General features: G+C 61.9%; 17 protein-coding genes. 8 read left to right on the top strand and 9 right to left on the bottom strand.

Annotation, left to right across the window (positions count from 1 at the left end; all coding sequences use genetic code 11):
- Positions 1-161: 161 nt before the first annotated feature.
- Entirely contained in the window at positions 162-923 is a 762-nt protein-coding gene (locus tag QMX86_RS19110) for a DUF2076 domain-containing protein (protein ID WP_122706008.1), read from the bottom strand.
- Between the two features lie 177 nt (positions 924-1,100).
- Between QMX86_RS19110 and QMX86_RS19115 the strand changes: the two genes are divergently transcribed.
- Together QMX86_RS19115 and QMX86_RS19120 are read left to right on the top strand one after the other, a co-directional pair.
- Complete coding sequence (locus QMX86_RS19115; RefSeq protein ID WP_016773061.1) at positions 1,101-1,775, top strand: YciC family protein; 675 nt, start codon at positions 1,101-1,103, stop codon at positions 1,773-1,775.
- 75 nt (positions 1,776-1,850) lie between these two features.
- Positions 1,851-2,930, top strand: coding sequence for an endonuclease/exonuclease/phosphatase family protein (locus QMX86_RS19120; protein WP_282384715.1), 1,080 nt, complete (start codon positions 1,851-1,853; stop codon positions 2,928-2,930).
- 11 nt (positions 2,931-2,941) lie between these two features.
- Here the strand turns inward: QMX86_RS19120 and QMX86_RS19125 are convergent, their stop codons facing one another.
- The 3 genes from QMX86_RS19125 to hrpB form a co-directional block, all read right to left on the bottom strand.
- On the bottom strand, positions 2,942-3,367 hold the full coding sequence (locus QMX86_RS19125; RefSeq protein ID WP_071173678.1) for a hypothetical protein: 426 nt from the start codon (positions 3,365-3,367) through the stop codon (positions 2,942-2,944).
- A 13-nt stretch (positions 3,368-3,380) separates the two neighbouring features.
- A complete protein-coding gene (locus tag QMX86_RS19130; protein ID WP_282384713.1) occupies positions 3,381-3,953 on the bottom strand; it encodes a hypothetical protein in 573 nt (190 codons plus the stop codon).
- Positions 3,954-4,083: 130 nt separating this feature from the next.
- The gene (gene hrpB / locus QMX86_RS19135; protein WP_282384711.1) at positions 4,084-6,603 is read right to left on the bottom strand and encodes an ATP-dependent helicase HrpB; all 2,520 of its coding nucleotides are present in this window, start codon (positions 6,601-6,603) and stop codon (positions 4,084-4,086) included.
- A gap of 364 nt (positions 6,604-6,967) precedes the next feature.
- On the opposite strand from hrpB, the gene QMX86_RS19140 reads away from it, so the two are divergent.
- The gene (locus QMX86_RS19140) at positions 6,968-7,387 is read left to right on the top strand and encodes a hypothetical protein (protein ID WP_016773056.1); all 420 of its coding nucleotides are present in this window, start codon (positions 6,968-6,970) and stop codon (positions 7,385-7,387) included.
- Positions 7,388-7,400: 13 nt separating this feature from the next.
- Entirely contained in the window at positions 7,401-8,297 is an 897-nt protein-coding gene (locus tag QMX86_RS19145) for a cation diffusion facilitator family transporter (protein WP_282384706.1), read from the top strand.
- Here the strand turns inward: QMX86_RS19145 and QMX86_RS19150 are convergent.
- On the bottom strand, positions 8,291-9,229 hold the full coding sequence (locus QMX86_RS19150) for a DUF6515 family protein (protein WP_282384703.1): 939 nt from the start codon (positions 9,227-9,229) through the stop codon (positions 8,291-8,293). The two genes, QMX86_RS19145 and QMX86_RS19150, sit on opposite strands and share 7 nt — an antisense overlap.
- A 449-nt stretch (positions 9,230-9,678) precedes the next feature.
- Here QMX86_RS19150 and QMX86_RS19155 point away from each other — a divergent pair, with 449 nt between their 5' ends.
- A complete protein-coding gene (locus QMX86_RS19155) occupies positions 9,679-10,158 on the top strand; it encodes an Lrp/AsnC family transcriptional regulator (protein ID WP_007909658.1) in 480 nt (159 codons plus the stop codon).
- Positions 10,159-10,439: 281 nt separating this feature from the next.
- Positions 10,440-10,649: a DUF2788 domain-containing protein gene (locus tag QMX86_RS19160; RefSeq protein ID WP_016773053.1), complete on the top strand. Its 210-nt coding sequence runs from the start codon at positions 10,440-10,442 to the stop codon at positions 10,647-10,649.
- Here the strand turns inward: QMX86_RS19160 and QMX86_RS19165 are convergent.
- From QMX86_RS19165 to QMX86_RS19180, 4 genes are all read right to left on the bottom strand, one after another.
- Positions 10,644-11,279, bottom strand: a complete 636-nt coding sequence (locus QMX86_RS19165) for a pseudouridine synthase (protein WP_071173683.1) — start codon at positions 11,277-11,279, stop codon at positions 10,644-10,646. The two genes, QMX86_RS19160 and QMX86_RS19165, sit on opposite strands and share 6 nt — an antisense overlap.
- Positions 11,280-11,351: 72 nt before the next feature.
- Positions 11,352-12,851 carry an AMP nucleosidase gene (gene amn / locus QMX86_RS19170; RefSeq protein ID WP_016773051.1) on the bottom strand — a complete coding sequence of 500 codons (1,500 nt, stop codon included), beginning with the start codon at positions 12,849-12,851 and terminating at the stop codon, positions 11,352-11,354.
- A 192-nt stretch (positions 12,852-13,043) separates the two neighbouring features.
- Positions 13,044-14,693, bottom strand: a complete 1,650-nt coding sequence (locus QMX86_RS19175) for an acyl-CoA dehydrogenase family protein (protein WP_282384700.1) — start codon at positions 14,691-14,693, stop codon at positions 13,044-13,046.
- Positions 14,694-14,788: 95 nt separating this feature from the next.
- The gene (locus tag QMX86_RS19180; RefSeq protein ID WP_282384698.1) at positions 14,789-17,140 is read right to left on the bottom strand and encodes a hybrid sensor histidine kinase/response regulator; all 2,352 of its coding nucleotides are present in this window, start codon (positions 17,138-17,140) and stop codon (positions 14,789-14,791) included.
- Between the two features lie 475 nt (positions 17,141-17,615).
- On the opposite strand from QMX86_RS19180, the gene QMX86_RS19185 reads away from it, so the two are divergent.
- Both QMX86_RS19185 and thiE read left to right on the top strand, forming a co-directional pair.
- Complete coding sequence (locus QMX86_RS19185; protein ID WP_007909650.1) at positions 17,616-18,413, top strand: hydroxymethylpyrimidine/phosphomethylpyrimidine kinase; 798 nt, start codon at positions 17,616-17,618, stop codon at positions 18,411-18,413.
- Between the two features lie 18 nt (positions 18,414-18,431).
- On the top strand, positions 18,432-19,055 hold the full coding sequence (thiE, locus tag QMX86_RS19190; RefSeq protein WP_024014437.1) for a thiamine phosphate synthase: 624 nt from the start codon (positions 18,432-18,434) through the stop codon (positions 19,053-19,055).
- The last annotated feature ends 8 nt before the right edge of the window (positions 19,056-19,063 follow it).

A 19,063-nucleotide genomic window follows, 5' to 3' on the forward strand; every position in this document is an offset into this window, starting at 1 on the left:
GGATTTATCCCCGCTGGGCTGCGGAGCAGCCCCGCTTTTCCTGATTAAAGCGAGGACTGCTGCGCAGCCCAGCGGGGATGAATCCCCTCACCACAGTGTCTATGTCAGCCTTCAGAGGCTATGCCAGCCTTCAGTGTCTATGCCAGCCTTCAAAGGCTATGTCAGACAAAGGAGTCGTCGTCATCGAAGAACGACGAATTGTCGCTGCTGTAATCGGCGTCGCTGAAACCGCCCTGGTCATTGCCCGAGAAGCCGTTGTCCGCCACGCGCTGATCATCGCCCCAGCCGTTGTTGCTCTGATCGGCGACCTGCGCCGGTTCTTCCTTGATGACCTCGACGATTTCTTCCGGTTGCTGATTGTGGTGGAACAGGCTGCTGATGCCCTGCGCCAGCATCACACCGCCGGCCACGCCAGCGGCGGTTTTCAGCGCGCCGCCGAGGAAGCTGTTGCCCGCCGCCGGAGCAGCCTGCTGCGCGTAGTTAGGCGGCGCGGCACCGAAGCTCTGTTGTGGCGCCGGTGCCTGGTAGCTCTGCTGCGGCGCCGGCTCGCGCCAGCCGCCGGTAGATGCGGGCGCTGCGCTCTGGCTCGGCGCCGGACGCGAATTGCCGCCACCAAAAATGCTCGACAGGAAACCACCGCCACCGCTCGCTGCCGGTGCGCCGCTCTGCGCCTTGGCCGATTGCAGTTCAGCCTGCAAACGCTGCATCTGCTGGGTCAGCTGCTTGTTCTGCTCGTCGAGGCTTTTCAGCGCGGCCTCTTGCACCAGAATCGCCTGGGTCATGAAATAACCTGCCGCCGGCTGGCGCGTCAGGTGTTCCTTGATCCGCGCCTCGGCCTGGGCGTCGCGCGGGGCTGCCTCCGTTTCGGCCTGTTGCAGCCGGGAAAACAGTCCATCGATCAGGGTTTGCTCTTCGCTGTTCATGGCGACCTCGTAGATTGCCGGTAATAACGTGCCCGTGCCCACTCTGGGCGCGGTGCTCTCCTGTAATGGAGACAGTGACAAAACGTTTCAATGGCCTTTACCGAATGTTTACGTTTGTGTCGCCCCGCGTTGCATCGGTTAAAGTGAGCCACTGTTTTCGACCTGCGATACCGACTGATGAATGCCCTCGAAGTACTGCGCGACTCTTTGTATTTTTTCAAACGCCATCTGGGCAGCATCGTGCAGTTGTGCCTGCCGCTGGTGATTGTCGAAGCCTTCTTGCAGCAGGCGGTCGATCACGCCACCGGGCCGGACACCTTCGCCGGCGTCAGCATCATCGTCGGCCTGCTGGTGTATCCGCTGTACACCGCCGCGCTGATCCTGTTTCTCGATGCGCGCAGCCGTGGCGAGTCGCCGCGCAACCGTGACCTGCTGGCGATGGCCGCAACCCTGTGGCCGCGCTTCGCGGTGCTGACCGCGCTCAATACCTTGCTGATCCTGCTCGGTCTGTCGCTGTACTTCCTGCCGGGTCTGATGCTGATGGTCATGCTTGCCTTCGCCGAATACCTGCTGGTGCTGCGCGGCCTCGGACCGTTGCAGGCGATGAAGGAAAGTCTGCGCCTGACCCGTGGGCACTTCTGGCGCATCCTGCTGTGCATTCTCTGCGTGATGACACCGTTGTGGCTGCTCAAGGGCGCGACGCTGGCGGTGTACCCCGAACCGCAGAATCCGCTGATTGCCGGGCTGATCGACAGCGCCCACAGCTTCCTGCAACTGTTCACCAGCGTGGTGCTGTTCCGCCTGTTCATGCTGATCAGCGAATTGCCTGACAAACGTAACGGCGCAGTCTGACCGCGCCGTGCTTGGGCTTCGTCGCTGCCGTCAGGTATGCTCGGGGCCACTTTCTGTAACGCTATAAGCCGAGCCATGACCCGTCTGCTGCGCTACACCCTGCTCCTCGTCATCCTCGCCGCCGTCCTGTTCGGTGTGCTGCTGTTCAGCCTGACCTGGCGCCCCGATGCCCGCGAAACCCTGCCGGTCAGTTGCGGCACTACCGCGCCGACACTGGTGCCCGGGCAAGCGCTGAAAGTCATGACCTGGAACGTGCAGTTCCTCGCCGGCAAGCGCTACGTGTTCTGGAATGATCTGGCCGAAGGCGACGATGAAGCGCCGACCGCCGAAGACATGGCCTTCAGCCTCGACGAAGTAGCGCGGGTGATCCGTGACGAACAACCCGATGTGGTGCTGTTGCAGGAGCTCGACGACGGCGCCAAGGCCAGCGATTACCAGAACCAGCTCAAACTGTTGCAGGAACGTGTCGCCGATCTGTACCCGTGCAGCACCAGCGCCTTCGACTGGAAAGCCGATTTCGTCCCCGAGCCCCACATCTACGGCAGCGTCGGCCGCCAGTTGGCCACGTTGAGTCGCTATCGCATCGAACACGCCGAACGCCTGCAACTGCCCGTCGCCCCGAGCAACTTCATCAGCCGCCAGTTCCAGCCCAAAGACGCTTTGCTCGCAGTCAAACTGCCGCTCAGCGATGGCGGACAACTGACCGTGTTCAACACCCACTTGCAGCGCGCCAGCCACGCGGACGGCAACGTGCAGGCGCAAGTGGCTGCCGTGGCCAAAATCCTCGACAAATATGAAAGCCAAGGCCTGCCGTGGCTGATCGGTGGCGATTTCAATCTGCTGCCGCTGGGCCAGTATCGACGCCTGCCGGTCGAGCGCCGCACGCCCTACTCTGCCGACAGCGAACTGCATCTGCTGTGGGACAAGTACCCGATGATCCCGACCAACAACGAGGCCGGCGGTATCGATCGGGCCAAATGGCTGACCCATTACCCCAACGACCCCGGCCTCAACGGCCCGGATCGCACGGTGGATTATCTGTTCTACAGCCCGAAGCTCAAACGCCTGCAAGCACAGGTGCGGCAGGACGATACCTTGCGCATCTCCGACCACTTGCCGGTGATTGCGCGATTCTTGCTACCCGCTGCGCCATAAGCGTTTGGCCCTTATAAACCGGGCGGAACGTAGCCCGGAACATAGCGGACATTGGCGCACTTGCCGTGCAGTATTCGCCCGTCTTCGATCAGGAACTGGGCGATCTTCTTCTGCTGATTGATCTTCGCCTGCAACTTGCAGGTAGAACTGTGGCCGACCTGTTGGTAGTGCTCGGTGTACACCATGCCATTGCCGGTATGGGTCATCGAAGTGCCGGCCGCTTCGGTGGAGGTCCAGCTCGCGGACTTGTGCCAGGTCAGTACGGCCAAGGGTTCGCCGTTCGGGCCGGTTTCCTTTGCCATCGCGTCGGGCGTGCCGAACAGGTCCAGTGCTTCCTGGAGATCGCGACCTTCCCAGCGGCTCTGCGCGATGGTGGAACAGCCGCTCAAGAGCAATCCTGCCAGCAGGGTTGCCAGCCATAAACGTGTGTAAGTCATTGGATGCCCCGGCTTATTTCTTCAGTTCGAGCAGGCTGTCGATGTTGTCCATCATCTGGCTCTTTTGCTGAATCGGCGCGAGCTTGAAGAACATCTGCTGCAGCATCTCGATCATCTGCAGGTATTCCATCTTGCCCACGGCGGCCATGTCGTTTTTCGCGCGACTGCCCGGCGCACAGGCAAACTTCAATGCTTGCTGGACCCAGAACTCTTTCGGCGTCTGCCATTGGTTGGCAACTTTCAGATGACGCATGGTGTAGGCGAGGCGCTCGATGGACTGGCCATTGATAAAACGTACCTTGCCTGTAGCGCACTGGGCTTCGAGGTTGTAGACGTCGATCATCGGTTTGCCCGGTTCTTCATAAACCAGAGTCACCGCGACCATGGTCGCGCCTTTGGTTTTCTGCGAAGGCACTACCGACGTCGCATCGGCGACGTACATGATGTTTTTCTGGGGCACGCCGTTGCCGTAGATAATCCACCAGTCGCCAATCGGATTGGGCTCTTCGGCCATGGCCGGATTGGAGGCGGCCAATAGCGCAGCCGACAAGAAGATCAACTTCTTCAGCTTGAAGAAAGAGGTCATGGGCAGTTCCGTTCCTTGGGCGCAAGTTGCCAGGCAACAAGGCTGGTTATTGTTCAGGCGGCGATTTTGCGAGCCTGAACAACCAAGGGCAATTAGCACGGATGGGCTAATGGCGCGCAGCCATTGCGGGTCAGGTGCCGCGTGGTTTCGCCCGCGCCGTGGCTTCGGCGACCAAGGGATCGTCCGGCCAATAGTGCTTCGGATAGCGCCCCTTGAGATCCTTCTTCACCTCGGCATAGGTGCTGCGCCAGAAGTTGGCCAGGTCCTGCGTGACCTGCACCGGCCGCCGCGCTGGAGACAGCAGGTGCAGCTTGACCACTTGCCGGCCGCCGGCGATCCGTGGCGTATCGGCCAGACCAAACAGCTCCTGCAAACGCACCGCGAGAATCGGTGGATGTTCGCTGTAATCCAGACGAATCGATGAACCCGACGGCACGCTCAAATGATGCGGCGCCAGTTCGTCGAGTTTCTGTGGCAGCGGCCACGGCAGCAGATTACGCACGATGCTCGACAGGTCGAGGTTGGCGAAATGGCTGAGCCGCGAGACCTTGCCCAGATACGGCATCAGCCAGTCTTCCAGGGTATTCAACAATGCCGCATCGCTGACATCCGGCCATTGGCTGTCGTCTTGGGTGCTCAGATCGAGCTGACGCAACAGCGCCACCCGCGCCTGCCACTGGCGCAGTTCCGGGGTCCACGGCAACAACTCCAGACCCTTGCGCCGCACCAGATTGACCAGCGCCTGACTGCGCGCGTTTTCATCCAGACCGGTCAACGGTTCGCGGCTGAGAATCAGCTCGCCGACCTTACGCTGGCGCTCGGCACGCAGCACGCCTTCGCGTTCATCCCAATCGAGTTGATCGACGCTGCGCACTTGCTCGGCGAGCACCGAATCGAACAGCGCCGGATCGAAATCCGCCGCCAGATAGATGCGTTCTTCGCGCTGACCCTGACGGCTGCCGAGGTCGGCGATGACGATCCACTCGTGCTTCATCAGGCTATCGGCCTCAGCGAACAGCGCCGCGCGGCCGTTGGCCAAACGGTATTCGGCCCCACCGGCACGCCGTTGCTGGGCGACGCGATCCGGGTAGGCCAGCGCCAGCAGCGCGCCGAGCCAGCGCGGATGCTCGGGATCGTTTACCGGTTCGCTCGGCTTGCCGCGCAGGTAACCGCGATACTGCCGGGCCAATTGCCGGGCGCGTTGCACCCCGCCCTGCGCGCCACGACCGGCACGTTCTTCGCCGGAAAGCAGAACCAATCGGCTGTGCAGATCCGCACCAGCGCCGCGCAGGATATCGCGCTCGCCGAGCAGCGCCGCCACATCGCAGGCCATTGCCGCCAGCCCCAGCGCCTGACCGCGCAACAGCAAATGCGCGATGCGCGGATGCGCCGGCAGTTCGGCCATGGCCTGGCCGTGGGCCGTCAGCGTGTCGCCGTGCACGGCGCCGAGCCGTTGCAGCAAATCCTGCGCTTGGGCATACGCGGCGGCTGGCGGTATGTCGAGCCAGACCAGTTCGCCCGGGGTCACGCCCCAGCGCCCCAGCTGCAAAGCGAGGCTGGCCAGATCCGCCGAGAGAATTTCCGCGCTGCCATAAGCCGCCAGTTGTTCGTGCTGATCCTGTGACCACAAGCGATAACACACGCCCGGCTCCAATCGCCCGGCGCGGCCGGCACGCTGGGTGGCGCTGGCCTTGGAGATGCGTTGGGTGTCGAGGCGGGTCATGCCGCTGCCCGGATCGAAACGCGGCACCCGCGCCAGCCCGGCATCGATGACCACGCGCACGCCGTTGATGGTCAGGCTGGTCTCGGCGATGTTGGTTGCCAGCACCACTTTGCGCTGACCGGGCGGCGCCGGATCGATCGCTGCACGTTGCGCATTGAGGTCGAGTTCGCCGTGCAACGGGCACAGCAGAACGTCTTTGCGCTCGCCGATGGCGTCGGCTAATTGCTGGTGCACGCGACGGATTTCCGCTTGTCCCGGCAGGAACACCAGCAGGCTGCCGGTCTCGTCGTGGAGCGCTTCGAGCACGGTTTGGGTAACGCGCTGATCGATGTATTCGCCTGGTTGGAACGGCCGGCCCCAGCGCATCGTCACCGGGTACATGCGCCCTTCGCTGCGCAGAATCGGCGCGTCATCGAGCAACCCGGCCAGACGCTCGCCTTCGAGGGTGGCCGACATCAGCAGAATCTTCAGCGGCTGTTCAGCGCGAAACAGCTCGCGACCGTTCAGACTGAGGGCCAGCGCCAGATCGGCGTCGAGACTGCGTTCATGAAATTCGTCGAAGATCAGTAAGCCCACACCCTCCAGCGCCGGGTCGTCCTGCAAGCGCCGGGTGAGAATGCCTTCGGTGACCACTTCGATACGCGTCTTCGGGCCAACCTTGCTGTCGAGGCGGATGCGATAGCCGACGGTTTCACCGACCTGCTCGCCGAGCTCGCTGGCCAAACGCTCCGCCGCCGCCCGCGCAGCCAGACGCCGAGGTTCGAGCATGACAATGGTCTGCCCGGCCAGCCAGGCTTCATTGAGCAAGGCCAAAGGCACGCGGGTGGTTTTACCGGCGCCGGGCGGTGCTTCGAGCACGGCTTCGTGGCGTGACGCGAGGGCTTCACGCAGGGCGGGTAAAACATCGTCGATCGGCAAAGAAATCATGCTGGCTCCCCAGGGCGTGCCCACAGTAAATTGCGAGTCGCGTTAAAGCTGTGAGCGTGCCAGGCAAGGCGCCGGACGCGGGCAAGGGTCGTTTCCTTGCCAAGTCCCGCAACGCAGCATGGCGCGTTCACAGCTTTAGCCCGGAGGGCCGAACCCCGGTAGAATTCATCAGCCTTCACGCGGTGTCGATCTGGAGAAAACAACTTCAATCCTCAACGTATTTCAGTAGGGGTGAGACGAGGCCGCAATTTACTGTGGGTACGCCCTGCCCGCCGCGAGTATAACGACGAACTGTCTGACGTTCGTCAGGGTCTTAACTTCACAAGACGAAGCTTCGTTATTTGATGACTCAGGAGACATTTCCATGCGCTTACCCTCTCGCCTGATCGGCGGTGTTCTGGTTGCCACTCTGCTCACGCAACTGTCGGCGTGCGGTTCGATTTTCTACCCGGACCGGCGTGGCCAGATCGACGGCAAGATCGACCCGGCGATTGCCGTGCTCGATGCCGTCGGCCTGCTGTTCTACATCATTCCCGGGCTGATCGCGTTTGCCGTCGACTTCGCCACCGGGGCGATCTATTTCGAACCAGGCCACACCGCGCAGATCGATCCGGCCAAGCTCAAGCAAGCCATCGGCCCGGATGGACAGGTCGACAATCACAAGTTGCAGGCGATTCTTGAGAGCGAGCTGGGAAGAGACTTTCCCCTCGACGATCCACGCCTGATCCAGCACAAGGGCAGCACCCAGCAACTGGCGATGTTCGGCCTGCAACCGGCCGCTTGAATAAGGACGTTCAATGACCTCCAGCCCCGAACACGCCCGCCTGCTGCGGCTGGCGACCCGCGCCTCGGTGGCGGTCGCGTGCACGCTGATCATCGCCAAAGCGATTGCCTGGTGGCTCAGCGGATCGGTGAGCATGCTCGCCGGCCTCACTGACTCGGCGCTGGATGGCGTCACCTCGATGCTCAATCTGCTGGCGGTGCATTACGCCTTGCGCCCGGCGGATGACGATCACCGTTATGGCCACGGCAAAGCCGAATCGCTGGCGGGCATGGCCCAGGCGTTGTTCATCGGTGGCAGCGCGGTGCTGATCGCGTTTCAGGCCTACCAACGCTTGCAGACGCCGGAACCGCTTGGCGCACCGTGGCTGAGCATCGGTGTGATCGTGTTTTCCCTGCTGCTGACGGCCGCGCTGCTGATGTTGCAGCACCGGGTAATCAGGCAGACCGGCTCCAACGCCGTGCGTGCCGACTCCCTGCATTACCGTTCGGACCTGCTGCTCAACGGCAGCATCCTGATCGCGCTGGTGTTGGCCGGGATGGGTTTTGCACAACTGGACGCGTGGTTCGGGCTGGGAATCGCCGTGTACATTTTCTGGAGTGCGATCCAGATCGCCCGGGAAAGTTTTTCGGTGTTGATGGACGAGGAACTGCCGACCGATGTCAGCCAGCACATGCTCGAACTGGCGTGCAGCGTGCCGGGTGTGCTCGGCGCGCACGACCTGCGCACGCGGATCTCGGGCAACCACTGGTTTGTGCAATTGCACCTGGAACTGCCGGGCGAACTGACCCTGTCAGTCGCCCATGGCATCAGCGACCAAGCGGCGGCGGCGATTCACAAGGCCTATCCGAAGGCCGAAGTGCTGGTGCACGCTGACCCACAGGAAGTAGTGCTCGCCGCCCGCACTCAGTAATTGACCTGATAACCGCGACTGCTCAGGCAATTGCCCTGCGCCTGGCGATAAGCCTGAACCACTTCGGGTGCCGGTTGATAGGTCGCGGTGCGCGGGTCGAAACCGCTTTGCTGCACCGCGTACTGAGAGCACTGGTAACCGTCCTGCTGCACTTGCTGCGGCGACTGGCCGTTGGCCGGATAGGCTTCGACGTCATAGCCCTGAGCTGGCGGCTGCGGCGGTTGCTGCAGCGGCGGCTCGACCACCACGTAATCCTGCGTCGCCTCCTGATAGGCGTAATACGAGCCGGCGGCGAGGAACAGCAGCGAGCCGCCGATCCACACTTCACGGGCGTAATCCGGCAAATACTGGATGCGGATCCCGCGCGGTGGCTGCACGACGATGTAGCGTGGGCCTTGCGGGCGATACCAATAGCCACCGGAATAGAAGTAATCCTGACCGCGATACGGCACGCGGTAATCACGATCCGGGAAACGGTCGATCACATGGCCTGGACGATACTGCGGGCCAGGACCCCAGCCATTGCCATGACCGTTCGGCCGTCCCGGCCAGCGGTTGTCATCGGGACGCGGCTGCGTCTGCCATTGCTGATTGTGGTAACCGTTCTGCGGGCGCTCGTCGCGGTAGTAACCCTGACGCGGTTCCTGGGTCTGGCGCACGGCGTCGGGTCGCGACTGGATCGGCAGGTTGTTGCCCGGCTGGCGAGGCGGTTCTGGACGATCATCGACACGGTTGCGGTTCTGCCATTGACCGTCATTGTTATGCGGCTGGCCGTTGTGCTCGAACTGACGGCTGTTGTCGCCACGGATGATCCCGTCCTTCTGCGGCCCGTTGCCCGGCCCACGATTCTGCGGCTCATCGGCCAGCGCTTGCGCACTGACACCCACACACAGCAAACCAACACCGGCCAGACGCCAGATGCGCGAATTCATGCTTTTCCTCACTGCGGGAGCCTGTCGTTGGCAGGGCTTGTTGCTGAGACTCGAAACAGCCCCACCGGGTTCTGCAACAGGTTATCAGTCGCGCGACTTATTTATTGAGGCGCCAAGATGAAATCGCAGGCAAGAAAAAAGGGAGACCCGTCGGCCTCCCTTCTGAGAACTTCGTCCTGGCTCGACGCTTTTGACGTCGGCTCACCTCACGCCGTCTTCTGGACAGTGTGCAGCTCGGGGGCCGGCACATCCCCGGTGGGGGTGGCGGCCGCGGCGGGCCTGATTGGGCGGGCCGCGTGGACTGTGTTACCGAGCAGTGATTCTGGTGTTAAGAATAAGCCTGAGGCTGCGACAGAGGATTGCGAAAATTGCTCAATTAAACAGCGCTTGCGCAATTTTTAACCCTGGATAGATAATCCGCCGCAATAGTTACGACCAAGGACAGATTGATGAGCAAACTCGACCGGTATGACCTGAGTATTTTGGCGGAATTGCAGCGCGACGCCCGTATCTCCAACCAGGAACTGGCCGAACGCATCGGTCTGTCGCCCTCGCCTTGCTCGCGCCGGGTCAAGCAGCTGGAAGACGATGGCTATATCTCGCGCCAGGTTGCATTGCTCGATCGCAAGATGCTCGGCTTGAGCCTGACCGCGTATGTGCTGATCGGCATGGACCGGCACACGCCGGAACGCTTCGAGAATTTCGAAGCGGCGATCCGCACATTGCCGCAAGTGCTGGAGTGCAGCCTGGTGACCGGAGTGGATGCCGACTACCAGTTGAAAGTGGTGGTGCCGGATATGGATCACTATCAGAAATTACTGCTGGGACACCTGACCCGGATTGAAGGGGTCACCAGCGTGCGGTCGAGTTTTGTGCTGAATCAGGTGCTCAACAGCACCGAACTGCCGCTGACTCATTTGCGTAGCTGAGCAAAAGCCCCTCACCCCAGCCCTCTCCCGGAGGGAGAGGGAGCCGACCGCAGGGTCAGGCGTTATACATCGACCTGAAAGCCCGAGTCGATTACGGATTCGCAACAGCTGGAACAGGTCGACATAGCTCATCAGCATCCCCCGATCGGTCCCCTCTCCCTCCGGGAGAGGGTTAGGGTGAGGGCAACAATTGCGGATCAGCCCCAGATCAATGCCACCCCACCGACCATGGCGTATACTCGCCGCCGCCCTTTCAGCCCTGTCCGCGCCGGAGATCGCCAATGGATCCAGCACTGTTCGAAGAGTGGATGATGACCGGTCTGGTCAGCATCCTGATCATTTTCATGGGTTTCATCGTCTGGGATCTGGCGAAGAAGTCCAAGGCCGGGCGGTTCGGCTCGTTCATTCTGTTTTTCGTGCTGGGCCTGGGCGTGGCCGCGTTCATCATCAAGAGTGTGGTGATCGGCCTGATCGAATCCGGCGCCTTATAAGCGCGCCGGCACTTCCCGCCACTGGCCCTGATCCAGCCCTTCAATCGTCCAGTCGCCAATCCTGACCCGCACCAGCCGCAACGTCGGCAATCCGACCGCCGCCGTCATGCGCCGCACCTGACGGTTGCGCCCTTCGCGAATCACCAGTTCCAGCCATGAAGTCGGTATGGTCGCGCGAAAGCGTACCGGCGGATTGCGCGGCCACAATTGCGGCTCAGCCAGTTGCCGCGCTTCGGCGGGCAGGGTCATGCCGTCATTCAGCTCGACACCATCGCGCAGGCGCTGCAACTGCTCGGCCGTCGGCTCGCCCTCCACCTGCACCCAATAAGTCTTCGCCAGTTTGTGTTTCGGATCGGCGATGCGCGCCTGCAACTGGCCGTCGTTGGTCAGCAGCAACAAACCCTCGCTGTCGCGATCCAGACGTCCGGCCGGATAAATTCCCGGCACATCGATGTAATCCTTGAGTGTCGCCCGCCCTTCACCGTCGCTGAATTGCGTCAGCACATCGAAGGGTTTGTTGAACAGGATCAGTTTCGGCTCGGCCGGTGGTGCCTTGGCAACACGACGCGGGGCAGAAGACTGAGGCTTCACGCCGGGACGGCGGGAAGGTGGACGCGGGGGACGGGACATAAGAGACAGAACATTTAGCGATCAGGGCTGACAATGCTAGTGCCCTGACCGCCAAATGACCACGACTAACCGTTAACGGAACGGCGGCTCGTCGAAGCTGCGCAGTTTGCGCGAGTGCAGCGAGTTGAGTTCGGTACGCAGCAGATCCACCGCTTCGATGCCGATTTTCAAATGCTGGCTGACCGCGCGCTCATAGAAGGCGTTGGCCGAGCCCGGCAGTTTGATTTCGCTGTGCAGCGGCTTGTCCGAAACACAGAGCAACGTGCCGTACGGCACCCGCAGGCGATAACCCTGCGCTGCGATCGTGCCGCTTTCCATGTCCACCGCAACCGCGCGGGACAGGTTGATCAGCGGCCGTTCTTGCGCCCAGCGCAGTTCCCAGTTGCGGTCGTCGTAGGTCAGAACCGTGCCGGTGCGCAGTCGTTTCTTCAGGTCGTCGCCTTTCTCGCCGGTGACATTCGCCGCTGCCTGTTGAAGCGCAAGCTGCACTTCGGCCAGTGCCGGGATCGGAATATTCGGCGGCACCACACGATCAAGAATGCCGTCGCGACGCATGTAGGCGTGGGCCAGCACGTAATCGCCGATGGTCTGCGACTGACGCAGGCCGCCGCAGTGGCCGATCATCAGCCAGCAATGCGGGCGCAGCACGGCCAAGTGATCGGTAATGTTCTTGGCGTTGGACGGGCCGACACCGATATTCACCAGCGTCACGCCGTGGCCATCGCTGGCGATCAGGTGATAGGCCGGCATCTGGTAACGGTGCCAGACCACACCGGCGGCAATCGCCGAGGCTTCACCGTGGTCCATGCTCTTCTCGATGATCACGTTGCCGGGCAGGACCATGCGCACGAAACGCGGGTCGCGGCGCAACTGCTCCAGACCATGAACGATGAATTGGTCGACGTAGCGGTGATAGTTGGTCAGCAGAATCCACGGCTGCACATGGCGCCAGTCACTGCCGGTGTAATGCACCAGCCGGCGCAGCGAGAAGTCCACGCGCGCCGCGTCGAACAGTGCCAGTGGCAGCGGATCGGTGTTTTCCCAGTCGTAGAGGCCGTCGGCAATGCCATCGGTAGCGGCGGACAGATCGGTACTCGGGAACACCCGCGCCAGCACCGCCGCAGTGACGCCGGAACCGGCCAGTTCATCGCCCTGCTCGACCACGTACGGATACGGAATGTTCTGCTGGCTGACGCCGACTTCGACGGTCACGGTGAAGTCGTGCATCAACGGCGTCAGTTGTTCAAGCAGGTATTTGCGAAACGCCGCCGGGTGGGTGACGGTGACGCTGTAAGTGCCCGGCAACTGTACCTTGGCGTAAGCGCGGGTGGTCTGCGGCACTTCGCCCTGGCAGTGGTAGGTCAGACGCAGTTCGGGATAACGAAACAGGGCACGCTGTTCGGCGTCGGGCTCGACGCGGTCCTTGAGGTAACGCTTGAGGGCAGAATTCAGCGCAGTGGTGGCCCGCTCATGCAGCTCGGCCAGACGATCCACGGCTTGTTCGGCGGTTTGAACGACAATAAACGCTTCGGTCACGATCAGCTTCCTGTGTTCTGACTTGCAGAGCTTCATCTTGCCTGCATCGTGGACGCACGGGAACAGTGGCGTTGTGGGTGTACCGAAATCTTTAAATCAATGAAGATCCCATGTGGGAGCGAGCTTGCTCGCGAATACGGTTTGTCATTCAACATTTATGTCGACTGATGTACCGCTTTCGCGAGCAAGCTCGCTCCCACAGGTTTAGGGGGTGTTTGGGAGATGGGGTCAGAAGCCTTGTGGAGTCGAGCGTGCGACGATCGCTTCAACGTCCAGCCCACGCGGCAACGCGCCGTAGACGCGACCGCCACCGCTCAGACGGCTGGCAATGAAGGCATCGCTGACCACGGAATTCCCAGCCTCCAGCAACAGTTTGGCCTGCAATCCAAGGGCAATGTCTTCGGTCAACTGCCGCGCCCGATACTGAATGTCACTGGTGTCCTTGAACTGCGCCTGCAACTGCTGAATGTGCGCGGCCAGACGCTTGTCGCCATGGCCATCGCCCAGTTCGCTGAACAGCACATCCAACACACCCGGCTCCTTCGACAATGCGCGCAGCACATCCAGACATTGCACATTCCCCGAGCCTTCCCACGTCGAATTCACCGGCGCTTCCCGGTACAGACGCGGCAGGATGCTGTCTTCGACATAACCGGCGCCGCCCATGCATTCGGCGGCCTCGTTGATCATCCCCGGCGCACGCTTGCAGATCCAGTATTTGCCCACTGCCGTCACCAGCCGCGCGAACTGCGCTTCGTGGCGATCATCCAGATGATCGAGCGCCTTGCCCATGCGCAGACTCAGCGCCAGCGCGGCCTCGCTTTCCAGGGCCAGATCGGCCAGCACGTTTTGCATCAGCGGCTGCTCGCTGAGCAATTTGCCGCCGACCTTGCGGTGCGCGCAGTGATGGCTGGCCTGGGTCAGTGCCTGGCGCATCAGCGAGCTGGAGCCGACCATGCAATCGAAACGGGTCATCGCTACCATTTCGATAATGGTCGGCACGCCGCGCCCTTCTTCGCCGATCATCCACGCCAGCGCCCCACGAAATTCCACTTCGCTGGAGGCGTTGGACTGGTTGCCGAGTTTGTTTTTCAGACGCTGGATGTAGAACTGATTGCGCGTGTCGTCCGGGCGATGGCGCGGCAGCAGGAAGCAACTCAAACCCTTGTCGGTTTGCGCCAATGTCAGGAAGGCGTCGCACATTGGCGCCGAACAAAACCACTTGTGCCCGACCAGTTCATAGGCCTGACCCGGGCCGCTGGCGCCGACCGGATAGGCTTTGGTGGTGTTGGCGCGAACGTCGGTGCCGCCCTGCTTCTCGGTCATCGCCATGCCGATGGTCACGCCGGCCTTGTGCGCCATGCCGACGTTGCGCGGATCGTAGTCGGTGGCGAGGACTTTCGACAGCCACTGTTCGGCCAGGTCCGGCTGCAAGCGCAGGGCCGGCACGCTGGCGAAAGTCATGGTCAACGGGCAACCACTGCCGGCCTCGGCCTGGCTGTGCAGATAGGTCATCGACGCGCGGGCGACATGTGCGCCGTCCTGCGGGTGCGCCCACGGCAGCGAGGTCAGGCCATGTTCAATCGCCGTGCGCATCAGCTCGTGGTAGGCCGGGTGAAACTCGACCAGATCGATGCGATGACCGTAGCGATCATGGCTGGCAAATACCGGTTTGTTCTGGTTGGCGAGAAACCCCGCTTCCATCAGCGGCCCACCCGCGAGTGCGCCATAGGCATCGATCCGCGCCTCGGCCCAACCGGCGCCAAAACGCCGCGACCACTCCTGTAACGGCAGGTCGATGCGGTACAGGTTGGTGCCGTCCAGCGACGGCGGCTGATTGGTGACTTCGTGGGTTTCGGCGAACTGATGCAGGTTCATGACGGCGCTCCGTGTTCAGCAATGGCACCAGTTAAGCACTGGTGCTTTTTTGAACAAAGTGTCATAGGCGCCGTTTTTGCGGCGCTTTTACCCCATCAGCAACTGAGTACGCGGCGCTGCAAGGCAGCCTGCAGATCCTCGAATTTCACCGGTTTGGGCAGATAGTCGATTGCCGCGCCCGGGGCGCATTGTTCGCGATCCGCACCCAGCGCCAGCATGAACACTGGCAAATGCGCGCAGCCTGGCAATGCATGGATCTGGCAGCACAGCGATGCACCTTCGTGGCGGGGCAACTGGCAATCGATCAGCACTGCATCGAAACTTTCCCGTTGCAGGCAGTCCAGCGCGGCGGCGCCGTTGTCAGCGCTGCGCACGCGGAAACCGAGCTTGAGCAACATGCCACGCATCACCAGTTGATTGACGCTGTTGTCGTCCACCAGCAGCACCGTGCAGTCCTGCGGCGCAAGAATGCAATCGCGAGTCGGCTGATCCGCAGGCGCTTCGATCACCGGCAGTTCGAATTCGACATCGAGCTGGAAGCGGCTGCCGCGTCCCGGCTCGGAGCGATGGGTGAGTTTGCCGCCGAGCAATTCGACCAGTTGCCGACAGATCGCAAGACCCACCCCCAAGCCGCCATATTCACGAGTCATCGAACCGTCGAGCTGGAAGAAACGCTGATACAGCGTGGCCTCGCCCAGATCAGTGAAACCGATACCGGTGTCGATCACCGCAAACGACAGCGCCATGCGGTTATCCATCGACGGCCGCCCGGTAACGCGTAGCGCCAGGCCGCCGACGCGGGTGAACTTGATCGCATTGTCCAGCAGGCATTCCAGGCACTGCGCCAGTTTCGCGCTGTCGCCGAGCAAGCGATCCGGCAGGGTCGGCAGCACCTCGACCTTGAAGTCCAGCGACTTGCTCGCTGCATTGCCTTCGAACTGCACGCGCAACGCTTCGATCACGCCGCGCAGGCTGAAACTGCCCGGCGTCGCCTTGAGTTTGCCGGCCTGCAATTCAGTAAGCGTGAGGATGCCATTGACCATGCGCATCATGTCGCGGGCGGAACCGGCGGCGGTCTGTTGATATTGCTCAAGCTCGGGATCGAGGTCGACGGTCTGCATCAGCTCCAGCGAACCGATCACCCCATTCATCGGCGTGCGCAATTCGTGGGTCAACGTCGCGAGGAATTCGTCCTTGAGCTTGTTGCTGTGGGCCAGTTGCTGGTTGAGCACTTCGAGTTTCTGCCCGGCGTCGAACAAGGTCTGCGCCTGTTGTTCGCGCATGGCGTTGATGCGATCGGCCAGCGCCAGCGACAGCAGCGCCACCTCGATGGCCGAGCCGATCTGGCTGGCGTACATGGTCAGGAATACGTTGGGCAGCAGCCCCAGCACCATCAGCGTGTTGACGATGCCGCCGAGCAGGAAAGCCGACCAGGCGATGATGAAGTAACGCGCAACGCGCAAGCCGCGCCACCAGGCAAGAATCCCGGCGGCGAAGATCACCACGGTGAAGGTCAGCGCCAGTGTGGTCGCCAGGCGCAGGGCCAGGGCGTAACTGGTCATCAGCGACAGGCCGATCACCAGTGCACTGAAGGCAATAAGGCCGATCAGCAAACGATCCAGCCAGGGGCTGTGGGTCTTGGTTTGCAGGAAACTGCGGGCGAACTGGCTGCCGAACAGCCCGGCGCAACCGATGAAGAACGGCGTCGCGGCGTTGGCCCACCATGGGTTGTCCGGCCAGAAATACTCGACCGCCGCGCCATTCACCGACAATTGATAGAGGCCGAACGAGCCGATATAGAAAATGTAATAGAGGTAACTGGTGTCGCGCACGCTCAGGTAGATGAACAGGTTGTAAACCAGCATCCCCAGCAGCACGCCATAAATGATGCCGAGCACATACAGGCGCACCGGTTGGTCTTCGAGGTACGCGGTGCTCGACCACAACGTCACCGGCGCCTGGATCGAGCCTTCGCTGGCCAGTCGCAGGTACAGCGTCTGCTGTTGATCCGGCTTGAAGGGAAGGTCGAACAGGTAGTTGTTCTGGCGGATCTCGCGACTGGCGAAAGGCAAGGCATCGCCGGTCTGGCGCACCAGTCGGTATGCACCGGTGGCATCAGGCAAGTAAAGATCGAGGTGATCAAGCGGCGGATAGGCCAGTTCCAGCAACCAGGTGCGCTGGGCGGCCGGGTTGCTCGGGCGGTAATGCAGGTCGATCCTCAGCCAGAACGCCGAACGCGAGTAACCGGCGTTCAGCGTGGCTTTGTCGTGGGCTTTGAACTGGCCGGCGGCGTCTTGCGCGCGGACGTCGGCAATCGTCGCCTGACCGCTCGGGTCTTCGAACACTTGCAGCGATCGGCCCAGTGGCAGGCTCTGGGTGAATTCGTCGAATTCGACAGCGCTCGCCATGAGGGGCAAGCAGAACAGCAACATCAGCAAATAGCGCATTGAAGCCCCAGCGTGGCTCGTCCGGTTGTGTCAGGAAGCCCCCCATTCCCTTTGAGTAGACGTAAAACCGGTATTACCTGTGATTGTTTGGATCCAGCCTAGCATAGCCGTTGATGGCCATTGAGCACCATGGAAATTTTTCCTACAACAGCTCTAGAACGGGCGTTCCAGGGCAAAGCACCGAGATAGAGCTGTTGGGTTGGTCAACTCGCGACGACAGCCTCCTTGATAGATGACCAATTGTGGCGAGGGGATTTATCCCCGTTCGGCTGCGAAGCAGTCGCCAGTCCATCCAGCGAGGTGTGTCAGAAAGAACCGGATTGCAGGGTTTGGGGCCGCTTCGCAGCCCAACGGGGATAAATCCCCTCGCCACAAATGTGCTCCAAATAAAGACTGCGGGGTTGTCCGACAATCTGCTCGCAAACACCGTGAGTACTGAACCCCAAAATCAGCTTTGGTGGTAAGCTCGCGCACCATGAATATCTACAGCTCCCGCCCCGTTGTCCTCTGTCTCTCCGGCCACGACCCCAGTGGTGGCGCCGGCTTGCAGGCAGATATCGAAGCCTTGCTCGCGCAGGGCTGCCATGCGGCTCCGGCCGTCACCGCCCTGACCGTGCAAGACACCGTCAACGTCACTGACTTCCGCGTCCTCGACCGTGAGTGGGTACTGGCCCAGGCCAACGCCGTGCTCAATGACTCCGAAGTCGCCGCAGTGAAACTGGGCATGCTCGGTTCGCTGGAGATGGTCGACACCGTGGTCGAACTGCTCTCGGCGCACCCGCATCTGCCAGTGGTCTGCGACCCGGTGCTGCGTGCCGGCGGCGGCGGACGCCTGGGCAAGGACGAGGTCGGCTACGCGATGCGCGAGCGTCTGCTGCCGCTGTCGATCATTGCCACGCCCAATCTTCCTGAAGCGCGCATCCTCGCCGAACTGCCCGAAGGCACAGCCGACGAGTGCGCGGAAAAACTCCTGCCATTCGTCAAAAACCTGCTGATTACCGGCGGCCATGGCGACGAAACTGAAATCCATAACCGCGTGTACAGCCGCGACGGCCTGCGCGAAACCTTTATCTGCCAGCGCCTGCCGGGCAGCTATCACGGCTCCGGTTGCACGCTGGCCAGCGCCCTCGCCGGTCGCCTGGCTCAGGGCGAACACCTGGCCAGTGCCGTGCGCAGTGCGCTGGATTACACCTGGCGCACTTTGCGCGATGCCGAACAACTGGGCAAAGGCCAGTTCGTGCCGCGTCGCCTGCCGCTGGATTTCTGCTCGTAACGTCGTGAGGTCTGCCCGATGAAACTCCGTGGCCTGTATGCCATTACCGACAGCCAGTTGCTGGCCGGCAAGTTTCTGTCTTACGTGGAGGCGGCGCTCGACGGCGGCGTCACCCTGCTGCAATACCGCGACAAGAGCAGCGACGAGGCCCGCCGTCTGCGCGAGGCCGAGGCGTTGCGCAACCTGTGCGAGCGCTACAAGACGCAACTGATCATCAACGATGACGCCGAACTGGCCGCACGCCTCAACGTCGGCGTGCACTTGGGCCAGACCGACGGCCCGCTGTCGCCGACCCGCGCCCTGCTCGGTTCGAAAGCGATCATCGGTTCGACCTGCCACGGGCAAATCGCTCTGGCCGAACAGGCTGCCAAAGAAGGCGCGAGTTACGTTGCCTTCGGCCGCTTCTTCAATTCCACCACCAAACCCGGTGCGCCGAGTTGCAGCCTCGACTTGCTCGACGAAGCCAAACGCACGCTGCACTTGCCGGTCTGCGCGATCGGCGGCATCACCCTCGATAACGCCGCGCCACTGGTCGAGCACGGTGTTGATCTGCTCGCCGTGATCCACGGTTTGTTCGGCGCCGAGAGCAGCGCCGAAGTGACCCGCCGCGCCCGCGCCTTCAACGAACTTCTGAAAATCTGATTTGAGAG

The organism is Pseudomonas sp. PS01270 (assembly GCF_029959775.1).
In the GTDB taxonomy this organism is placed as follows: domain Bacteria; phylum Pseudomonadota; class Gammaproteobacteria; order Pseudomonadales; family Pseudomonadaceae; genus Aquipseudomonas; species Aquipseudomonas atacamensis.

What these genes read in the sequence shown, in the direction of transcription:
- QMX86_RS19110 (WP_122706008.1), bottom strand. Translation starts at nt 923, where the DNA reads ATGAACAGCGAAGAGCAAACCCTGATCGATGGACTGTTTTCCCGGCTG.
- QMX86_RS19115 (WP_016773061.1), top strand. Translation starts at nt 1,101, where the DNA reads ATGAATGCCCTCGAAGTACTGCGCGACTCTTTGTATTTTTTCAAACGC.
- QMX86_RS19120 (WP_282384715.1), top strand. Translation starts at nt 1,851, where the DNA reads ATGACCCGTCTGCTGCGCTACACCCTGCTCCTCGTCATCCTCGCCGCC.
- QMX86_RS19125 (WP_071173678.1), bottom strand. Translation starts at nt 3,367, where the DNA reads ATGACTTACACACGTTTATGGCTGGCAACCCTGCTGGCAGGATTGCTC.
- QMX86_RS19130 (WP_282384713.1), bottom strand. Translation starts at nt 3,953, where the DNA reads ATGACCTCTTTCTTCAAGCTGAAGAAGTTGATCTTCTTGTCGGCTGCG.
- hrpB (WP_282384711.1), bottom strand. Translation starts at nt 6,603, where the DNA reads ATGATTTCTTTGCCGATCGACGATGTTTTACCCGCCCTGCGTGAAGCC.
- QMX86_RS19140 (WP_016773056.1), top strand. Translation starts at nt 6,968, where the DNA reads ATGCGCTTACCCTCTCGCCTGATCGGCGGTGTTCTGGTTGCCACTCTG.
- QMX86_RS19145 (WP_282384706.1), top strand. Translation starts at nt 7,401, where the DNA reads ATGACCTCCAGCCCCGAACACGCCCGCCTGCTGCGGCTGGCGACCCGC.
- QMX86_RS19150 (WP_282384703.1), bottom strand. Translation starts at nt 9,229, where the DNA reads ATGAATTCGCGCATCTGGCGTCTGGCCGGTGTTGGTTTGCTGTGTGTG.
- QMX86_RS19155 (WP_007909658.1), top strand. Translation starts at nt 9,679, where the DNA reads ATGAGCAAACTCGACCGGTATGACCTGAGTATTTTGGCGGAATTGCAG.
- QMX86_RS19160 (WP_016773053.1), top strand. Translation starts at nt 10,440, where the DNA reads ATGGATCCAGCACTGTTCGAAGAGTGGATGATGACCGGTCTGGTCAGC.
- QMX86_RS19165 (WP_071173683.1), bottom strand. Translation starts at nt 11,279, where the DNA reads ATGTCCCGTCCCCCGCGTCCACCTTCCCGCCGTCCCGGCGTGAAGCCT.
- amn (WP_016773051.1), bottom strand. Translation starts at nt 12,851, where the DNA reads ATGAAGCTCTGCAAGTCAGAACACAGGAAGCTGATCGTGACCGAAGCG.
- QMX86_RS19175 (WP_282384700.1), bottom strand. Translation starts at nt 14,693, where the DNA reads ATGAACCTGCATCAGTTCGCCGAAACCCACGAAGTCACCAATCAGCCG.
- QMX86_RS19180 (WP_282384698.1), bottom strand. Translation starts at nt 17,140, where the DNA reads ATGCGCTATTTGCTGATGTTGCTGTTCTGCTTGCCCCTCATGGCGAGC.
- QMX86_RS19185 (WP_007909650.1), top strand. Translation starts at nt 17,616, where the DNA reads ATGAATATCTACAGCTCCCGCCCCGTTGTCCTCTGTCTCTCCGGCCAC.
- thiE (WP_024014437.1), top strand. Translation starts at nt 18,432, where the DNA reads ATGAAACTCCGTGGCCTGTATGCCATTACCGACAGCCAGTTGCTGGCC.